Annotated in this window: 8 protein-coding genes; 2 read left to right on the plus strand and 6 right to left on the minus strand. The window is 71.1% G+C overall.

Annotation, left to right across the window (positions count from 1 at the left end; all coding sequences use genetic code 11):
* The 5 genes from OEY_RS0100215 to mftA form a co-directional block, all read right to left on the minus strand.
* A partial coding sequence (locus OEY_RS0100215; protein WP_010591949.1) for a mycofactocin system FadH/OYE family oxidoreductase 1 occupies positions 1-1,392 on the minus strand: 1,392 nt, incomplete at its 3' end.
* 16 nt (positions 1,393-1,408) lie between these two features.
* A complete protein-coding gene (mftD, locus tag OEY_RS0100220; protein ID WP_010591950.1) occupies positions 1,409-2,584 on the minus strand; it encodes a pre-mycofactocin synthase MftD in 1,176 nt (391 codons plus the stop codon).
* A gap of 37 nt (positions 2,585-2,621) precedes the next feature.
* Positions 2,622-3,869 carry a mycofactocin radical SAM maturase gene (gene mftC, locus OEY_RS0100225; protein ID WP_010591951.1) on the minus strand — a complete coding sequence of 416 codons (1,248 nt, stop codon included), beginning with the start codon at positions 3,867-3,869 and terminating at the stop codon, positions 2,622-2,624.
* A 46-nt stretch (positions 3,870-3,915) separates the two neighbouring features.
* A complete protein-coding gene (mftB, locus tag OEY_RS0100230) occupies positions 3,916-4,251 on the minus strand; it encodes a mycofactocin biosynthesis chaperone MftB (RefSeq protein ID WP_010591952.1) in 336 nt (111 codons plus the stop codon).
* On the minus strand, positions 4,236-4,331 hold the full coding sequence (mftA, locus tag OEY_RS29580; RefSeq protein ID WP_010591953.1) for a mycofactocin precursor MftA: 96 nt from the start codon (positions 4,329-4,331) through the stop codon (positions 4,236-4,238). The genes mftB and mftA overlap by 16 nt, the downstream gene beginning before the upstream one ends.
* 124 nt (positions 4,332-4,455) lie before the next feature.
* On the opposite strand from mftA, the gene mftR reads away from it, so the two are divergent.
* Together mftR and mftM are read left to right on the plus strand one after the other, a co-directional pair.
* Positions 4,456-5,115, plus strand: coding sequence for a mycofactocin system transcriptional regulator (gene mftR / locus OEY_RS0100240; RefSeq protein WP_010591954.1), 660 nt, complete (start codon positions 4,456-4,458; stop codon positions 5,113-5,115).
* Positions 5,112-5,921, plus strand: a complete 810-nt coding sequence (mftM, locus tag OEY_RS0100245; RefSeq protein WP_010591955.1) for a mycofactocin oligosaccharide methyltransferase MftM — start codon at positions 5,112-5,114, stop codon at positions 5,919-5,921. The genes mftR and mftM overlap by 4 nt, the downstream gene beginning before the upstream one ends.
* A 112-nt stretch (positions 5,922-6,033) precedes the next feature.
* Here the strand turns inward: mftM and OEY_RS30740 are convergent.
* Positions 6,034-7,608, minus strand: a 1,575-nt coding sequence (locus OEY_RS30740) for an ABC transporter permease (protein WP_029539832.1), incomplete at its 5' end; no start/stop codon positions are given.

Consider the following 7,608-nt stretch of genomic DNA (forward strand, 5'->3'; position numbering starts at 1 on the left):
GAGCACGACGACCGTCCCCTGGGCGGCGGCCGCGTCGAGGTCCGCGGCGGCGACGGCGCTGCGGGTGTCGATCCGCACGCCGAGCGCGCGGCAGCGGACCTCGAGCCAGTCGACGAGTGCGGAGAGCGTGTCGCGTCCCGTGCCCACCGCCGCGGTGCGCAGCATCCCGCCCACGCGCCCGGCGCGTTCGACGAGACGGACCCGGTGACCGCGTTCGGCCAGCACGCGGGCGGCCTCGAGCCCGGCAGGCCCCCCACCGACGACGAGTACGTCGCGCGTCACGGCCGTCGGGGGCTGCGGAGTGCGGGTCTCGTGCCCGGCCTCCGCGTTGCCGATGCAGCCGACCCGGGGATTGCGGAAGTCGCGCACCAGGCAGGCCTGATTGCATCGCACGCACGGCCGGGGGGTGTGCCCGTCGCGCACGGCGGCGACGAGGTCCGGATCGGCGATCTGCGCGCGGGTCATCTCCACCAGGTCGCACACTTCGTCGTCGAGGGCGCGCTGCGCGGCGACGGGCTCGACGATGCTGCCCTGCAGGACGACGGGCACGGCGCCGGCCACGGCATCGCGGACGGCGCGGCACAGCCCGGTGTTGAACCCGGCCGGGGTGTGGGCGTCGGGCCGGTACACGCCGGGGGCGTAGAGTCCGCCGCGCACGACGGTGAGCAGATCCAGGTGCGGGGCGAGCACGGACGCGTGACCGGCGGCCTGCTCCGGTGTGATGCCGGCCCAGGGCGCCTCCTCGTCGCAGCTCAGGCGCAGCGCCAGGATCCGGCCGGGACCGAGTTCGGCGCGCACGGCCGCGATCACCTGTCGCAGCAGCAACGACCGGTCGGCACCGTAGCGGTCGGTGCGCCGGTTGGTCAGTCCCGAGAGGAACTGGCGCAGCAGCGAGTTCGGCCCCGCGTCCAGCTCGATTCCGTCGACGTCTGCCGCGACCGCGACGGCGGCGGCGGCGGCGAACCCCTCGACCAGCTCCCCGATCTCGTCGTCGCCGACCTCCATCGGCAGTTCGCGCCCGGCCGGGTCGGCCACCCGCGACGGTGCCCACAGCGGAGCCTGCGTCCACGCACTCGACCCCTGCAGGCCGGCATGGCCGAGCCCGGCCAGCACGAGGGTGCCGTGGGGCCGGCACGCGGCGACGATCGACGCCCATCCGGGGCCGCCCTCCGCGGCCAGGGGTGCCCGCTCGTACGGCTGGTCGTGCGGGTGCACGGAGGCGACCTCGGTGACGAGCAACCCGGCTCCGCCGCGGGCGCGGCGCTCGTAGTACGCCACGTGTTCAGGCGAAAAGGCCCTCCCCACACCGAGGTTGGTTTCGTGCGGTCCGAAGAGCACCCTGGCCGGCGCGTCGCGGCCGGCCAGGGTGATCGGTTCGGTGAGAGTGCCCATCGGCAGAGGGGACCGCTCAGATTCCGAGGTCGCGCCGGAAGTTCGGTGGGACGACGATGTCGTCGGGGGTCAGCTCGTGGATCGACGTCTTGCCGAGTCCGATGAGCGCCGAGCCGATGCCCCCGGCGAGGATGTCGAGGACGTTCTCCACGCCCGCCTGCCCGTTGGCGGCGAGGCCCCACAGGTACGCGCGGCCGATCAGGACGGCCTTGGCGCCGAGCGCGAGGGCCTTGACGACGTCGCTACCGCGCCGGATGCCGCCGTCGAGCAGCACCTCCACGTCCTTGCCGACCGCGTCGGCGATCGCCGGGAGCGCGCGGATCGGGGCCGGGGTGCCGTCGAGGTTGTTGCCGCCGTGGTTGGACACCGAGATCGCGGTGACGCCGGCGTCGACTGCGCGCTTGGCGTCGTCGACCCGCATCACGCCCTTGAGCATGAACGGCGCGTCGCCCCACTGCTCGCGCAGCCACGCGACGTCCTCCCACGTGGGCAACGGGGTGCCCATCCATTCACCGTAGGCGCCGAAGAACGTCGGCGCGCTGCCACCGGGCGGCGTCAGGTTCGGCGTGGTCAGGTCCGGCACCTTGCCGGTCTTGGCCCAGTCGAGCAGCCAGCTCGGCCGCAGGATGCCCTCGGGTGCGAACCGGAACATCGCCTTGAGGTCCATCTTCTCCGGGATCGCGGGGCTGCCCCAGTCCCGGCCGTTGGAGAACGACCAGTCCAGGGTCATGATCAGGCCCTTGGCGCCGGCCGCCCGGGCGCGCTCCATCCGCTGGACGAGCACGTCCCGGCTGCCCACCCAGTACATCTGGAAGAAGGTCTTGTCGTTGGCGGCGGAGACCTCTTCGATGGACTTGCTCGCGAACGAGCTCAGACCCATCGCGACGCCGCGGGCCGCGGCGGCACGGGCGACGGCGACCTCGCCGTCGGGGTGCACCGCCTGCACTCCGGTCGGGGAGATCAGCACGGGCATGCCGACGTCCTGACCCATGACGTGGGTGCCCATCTCGCGCTTGTCGGACAGGCCCGCGACGTGCGGGGCGAAGCCGAGCTCGGCGAACGCGGCCGTGTTGTCCTCGACGGTGATGCCCTTCTCGGAGCCGGCCACGAGGGCCCCGTAGACGGACTTGGGGAGCTTCTTCTTCGCGCGTTGCTGCGCGACCGCAACGGTTTCGAACCAGTCGTTGCCCATGGGGGATCTGCCTCTCGTACTGCGGGGAAGGCGCCGGCTACTGCATTCCGGCGAGCGGGTTCTCGTCGCACGCCCGCGACGGCGGGCGCACCATCAGCTTCAGGGGGACGGGGGCGCGCGGGGTGCGGCGCTCGCCGGTGCGGGAATGGTCGACACTGGACTTGGGCACGGTGCGGTCGGCGCTGAGCGCGGATTCGCCGTAGCCCTGGACACATTCGGGGTCCGGTCCGTCCATCGGCAGACCGGTGAAGAACTTGGCGGCCATGCAGCCGCCGCGGCACGAATCGTAGAACGTGCACTTGCTGCACGCACCGCCGGTCTGCGGGGAGCGCAGCTCGGTGAACAGTTCCGAATGCTGCCATACCTGCTGGAATCCGCCGTCGGACAGGATGTTTCCGGCGAGGAACTTGTCGTGGATCGCGAACGGGCAGGCATAGACGTCGCCGACCGGGTCGATCAGGCACACCACCCGGCCCGCGCCGCACAGGTTCAGCCCCGGCAGCGCGCCGGCACCGTCGGCCCCGCCGAACGCGGACAGGTGGAAGAACGAGTCGCCGGTGAGCACGCCCTCGCCGTGGGCGACGAGCCAGTTGTAGAGCTGGCGTTGCTGCTCGTGGGTGGGGTGCAGGTCGTCCCACACGTCCACGGCGCGGCCCGACGGGCGCAGCCGGGTGATGCGCAGGGTGGCGCCGTACCTGTCGGCCAGGGCCTTGAACTCGTCGAGCTGGTCGACGTTGTGGCGGGTGACGACGACGGAGATCTTCGCGTCGCGGAAGCCCGCCTCGGCGAGATTCTCGAGTGCCCGTACGGCCATCGCGAACGAACCGGGGCCGCGCACGGCGTCGTTGACCTCGGCGGTGGCGCCGTCGAGCGAGATCTGCACGTCGACGTAGTCCGAGGCCGCCAGCCGCGCGGCGACCTTCTTGTCGATCTTGACGCCGTTGGTGGAGAACTTCACGCCCACCTGGTGTTCCGTGGCGTAGTCGACGAGCTCCCAGAAGTCCGAGCGCACGGTCGGCTCGCCGCCGCCGATGTTGACGTAGAACACCTGCATGCGCTGCAGCTCGTCGATGATGGCCTTGCACTGTTCGGTGGTCAGCTCACGCGGGTCCCGCCGACCGGACGAGGACAGGCAGTGCACGCACGACAGGTTGCAGGCGTAGGTCAGCTCCCACGTCAGGCAGATGGGGGCGTCGAGGCCCTTCTCGAACTGGTCGACCAGGCGGCCGACCTTCGGTGGGGCGGAAGCGTCTCGTACTGCGGCGGATTCGAGCACTGAGGTCATGGGCTGCGTCCTCGTCGGTGGCGGGCGGGAGGTGTGCGGGCAGGGTCTAGGCCGGCACGATCATGTGGGAGTCGGCCAGCGTGGCCAGCGCACGCAGGTACGGACGCTGCGCGGGCTCGTCGATTCCGTGGGCAGCGAGCGCAGCCCGTACGGACGGATGCTGATCGAGGGTTTCGACGACCCGGACGATCGTGGTGTTCTTCAGGAACGAGAGCTTGCGGGTCCCGAAGTGGTAGAGCAACGCCCCGAACGGCTCGGGGCGAAGCGCTACCTGCGGGTGCAGCCTCCACGTCGTGTCCGGATCGAACCCTGCCGAGTCGTCCTCGGTCGAGTCGATCACGGTGGCGGCGGCGTCGGCGGGCACGATCAGTACACGCCGCACATGCCGTCGATGGAGACCTCTTCCACGAGGGACTCCTCGATCAGGTCGGACTCGACGACGCTGTTGTCACGATCGGACATGACATTCCTCCTCGGATGGGGACTCCACGGTCGGAGTCGGTCGTCACAGGCCTGTTGCGCTGTGACTCGGTTCACCACTGTAATGGCATCGAGTGCAGAATGTCACCCATGGAAGGCTCACACCATGCGTAGCCGCCGGAAACCGTCCGCTCGGATAGGTCGTCGCCCCTCCACCTCGAGGGAGGGCCTCAGTGCGATCGGCATCGAACTGTTCCGCACCCAGGGGTTCGACGAGACCAGCGTCGACCAGATCGCGGAGACCGCGGGAATCGCCCGGCGCACCTTCTTCCGGTACTTCCCGTCCAAGAACGCCGTGCCCTGGGGCGACTTCGACGCCCATCTCGAGCAGATGCGCGCCCATCTCGACGCCCTGCCGCCCGAGGTGCCCCTCGCCGAGGCACTGACCTCGGCACTGCTGGACTTCAACACCTTTCCCGCCTCGGAGGCGACGTTGCACCGCGACCGCATGGGCCTGATCCTGCGGGTCCCGGCGCTGCAGGCGTACTCGGTGGTGATGTACGAGGGCTGGCGCCGCGTGATCGCGGAGTACGTCGCGCACCGCATCGGAGGCGCCACGGAGGACCACTACCCGCGCACCGTGGGCTATCTCGTCCTCGGCGTCGCGATGGCGGCGTACGAGCAGTGGCTCGCCGACGACTCCCTCGCCCTGCCCGATCTCTTGTCGGCCGGCATGCGCGCCCTCTACAGTGGCCTCGACGCGGCCGCGCCGTCCATCACCGGCCCCGACGTCCCCACCTCATCGAAAAAGGCTGCGCTGCAATGACTGTGCTCGACTCTCTCGCCCCCTGCCCGACCGGCCGGTGGTCGCACGCCCACGTCACGGTGGAACGGGTACCTGCGGGCCCGATCTCGCTGCGGCGCGACGCGGGACGACTGCACGTCACGCATTCCCTCGGACCGGAGGATCTCAGCGAACGCCTGGTCGCCGACGTCACCGCCTCGATCGCCGGCAGCGACCTCGGCCGGGAGGAGTTCGAGCTGACGATGGTCGGGCTGGTGCGCTCCACCGTGCCGGGCGCCCTCGATTCGTGGGTCACCTACTACCGCAACTCGCTGACCGAACTGCTCGACGGCACGGCCGAGTTCGCCCCGATCCACGACAAGGCCGCCGAACTCGTCCGTGGCCGCGTCCTCGATCTCGGCTCGTGCTTCGGGTTCCTCCCCCTGCGCCTGGCCCGCGCCGGGGTCGCCGTGACCGCCACCGACATCCTGCCCGGCACCATGACCCTGCTCGACGCGGTCGCGCCCCGCCTCGGCCTCGCGGTGGACACCCTCGTGTGCGACGCGGCCCACGTGCCCGTGCCCGACGACAGCGCCGATACCGTCACCGCGATCCACCTGCTCGAGCACGTCGACGCGGCCACCGGCGCGGCGGTCGTCGCCGAGGCGCTGCGGATCGCCCGGGAACGCGTGGTGATCGCCGTGCCGTTCGAGGACGAGGCCACGGCCTGCCACGGCCACGTACGCACGTTCGACCTGCCGGCCCTGCACACCCTCGGCGAATCGACCGGCCGCGCCTTCGAGGCCTTCGAACACCACGGCGGCTGGCTCGTGCTCGACGCGCGGTGACCGAAGGGCCTTGTGACCGAACGGCGCGGTGACCGAACGCCTTGTGACCGAATGTCACATCGCGTCGGTCACATCGACGCGATGTGACATTCGGCCGCGCACACGGGGCGGGTCACTGGACGACGAGATCGCGACGGCGCAGCGCGCCGACCCCCGCCGTCGCCGTGAGCACCGCGAGACCCAGCAGGACCAGCAACGGCAGCATCCGCATCTCCGCGGCCGGCACCGGGGGTACGTGGACGAACGGCGACAGGTCCAGCACCGCCTGCGGCAGGTCCAGCAGGACGCCGAGCTGCCCGATGAGCAACCACACGGCGAAGACACCCCATGCGACGCTCGAGGCGCGCCGCGGCACCACGCCCACGCACAGCACCGCCATCGCCCCCACCAGGAGAACGGCCGGGACGAACGCCAACGACGCCGGCAGCAGGTTGCCGAGCGATCCGGTGACGTCGCCGACCGTCAGACCGTACGAGACCGCCAGCGTGACGCCCGTGACGACCTGCAGCACGATCACCCCGATCGTCACCATGCCGATGTGGGCGAGCATCCACGGCACCCGGCCGAGGGCCGTCGACAGCAGCGGCTCGACCCGCCCGGATGTCTCCTCGCTGTGCGTCCGCAGCACGGCCTGCACCGCGTACCCGCTGGTGAACAACGCCATCATCAGGAAGATCATCGCGAAGTACGCGTCGGTGAGGGCTTGCGCCCCGCCGCCGAGCTGCTTCATCATGTCGGCGACGGCGCCGCCCTCGTCGAGGAAGTTGTCCATCTCGTTCGCGACGCTGCCGTACGTCGCGGCGAGAACGACGATGCCGAACGCCCACCACATCAAGGTCGTGCGCTGCACCCGCCACGCGAAGCCCCACGCGGTGGGCAGCCATGCCGCCGCGCGGTCCGGTCCCGGGCGCGGTTGCACCAGCCCGGCACCGTGGTCGCGCCGTCCGGTCAGCTCGTACGCGGACCACGTCGCCGCGACGGTGAACATCGCGAACAACACCAGGATCCACCAGGCGTCCTCGTCGAACGGCCGGATCTGCTGCGCCCACCCGATCGGCGAGAGCCACGACAGCCACATGCTCGTGACGCTGACCCCGTCGGGATCGACGGTGCCGGCGCTGTCACCGACGGCGCGGAGCAGGAACGCGAACCCCAGCGCGGCACCGGCCAGTCCGTTCGCGGCCCGGGCCCCCTCGACGACCTGCGCGCTCACCGCCGCGACGGCCGCGAACGCGATCCCGGCCGCCGCCGTCGCCGCCCCGAGTGCGACGGATCCGGACAGCGGCAGTCCGAAACCCAGGGAGACGATCGCGAGCAGCAGCGCGAGCGCGACATTCGCCGCCGTGGCCACGATCAGGGCCGCCGTGAGCAGGGCACGCCGACCGACCACATTGGCGCCGACGAGCTCCGCGCGGCCGGTCTCCTCGTTCTGCCGGGTGTGCCGGACCACGGCCATCGTGCTCATCAGACCCGCCCCCAGGGCCAGGAACAGCAGGGTCTGCGCCGCGACGACCGCGCCGAGGCTGTCCCCGGAGACCAGGCCGTTGGTGGCCAGCACCACCGGCGACACGGCGGAGCTGACGGCGATGAGGTGCAGGTCCTCCTCGGTCGGATAGAGCCCCTTCAAGCTCGACACCGAGATCGCGTACACGATCGTGATCGTCACCAGCCACACCGGCAGGCGCAC

The sequence above is a fragment of the Rhodococcus sp. P14 genome (genome assembly GCF_000256505.1).
Taxonomy (GTDB): Bacteria; Actinomycetota; Actinomycetes; order Mycobacteriales; family Mycobacteriaceae; genus Rhodococcus; species Rhodococcus ruber.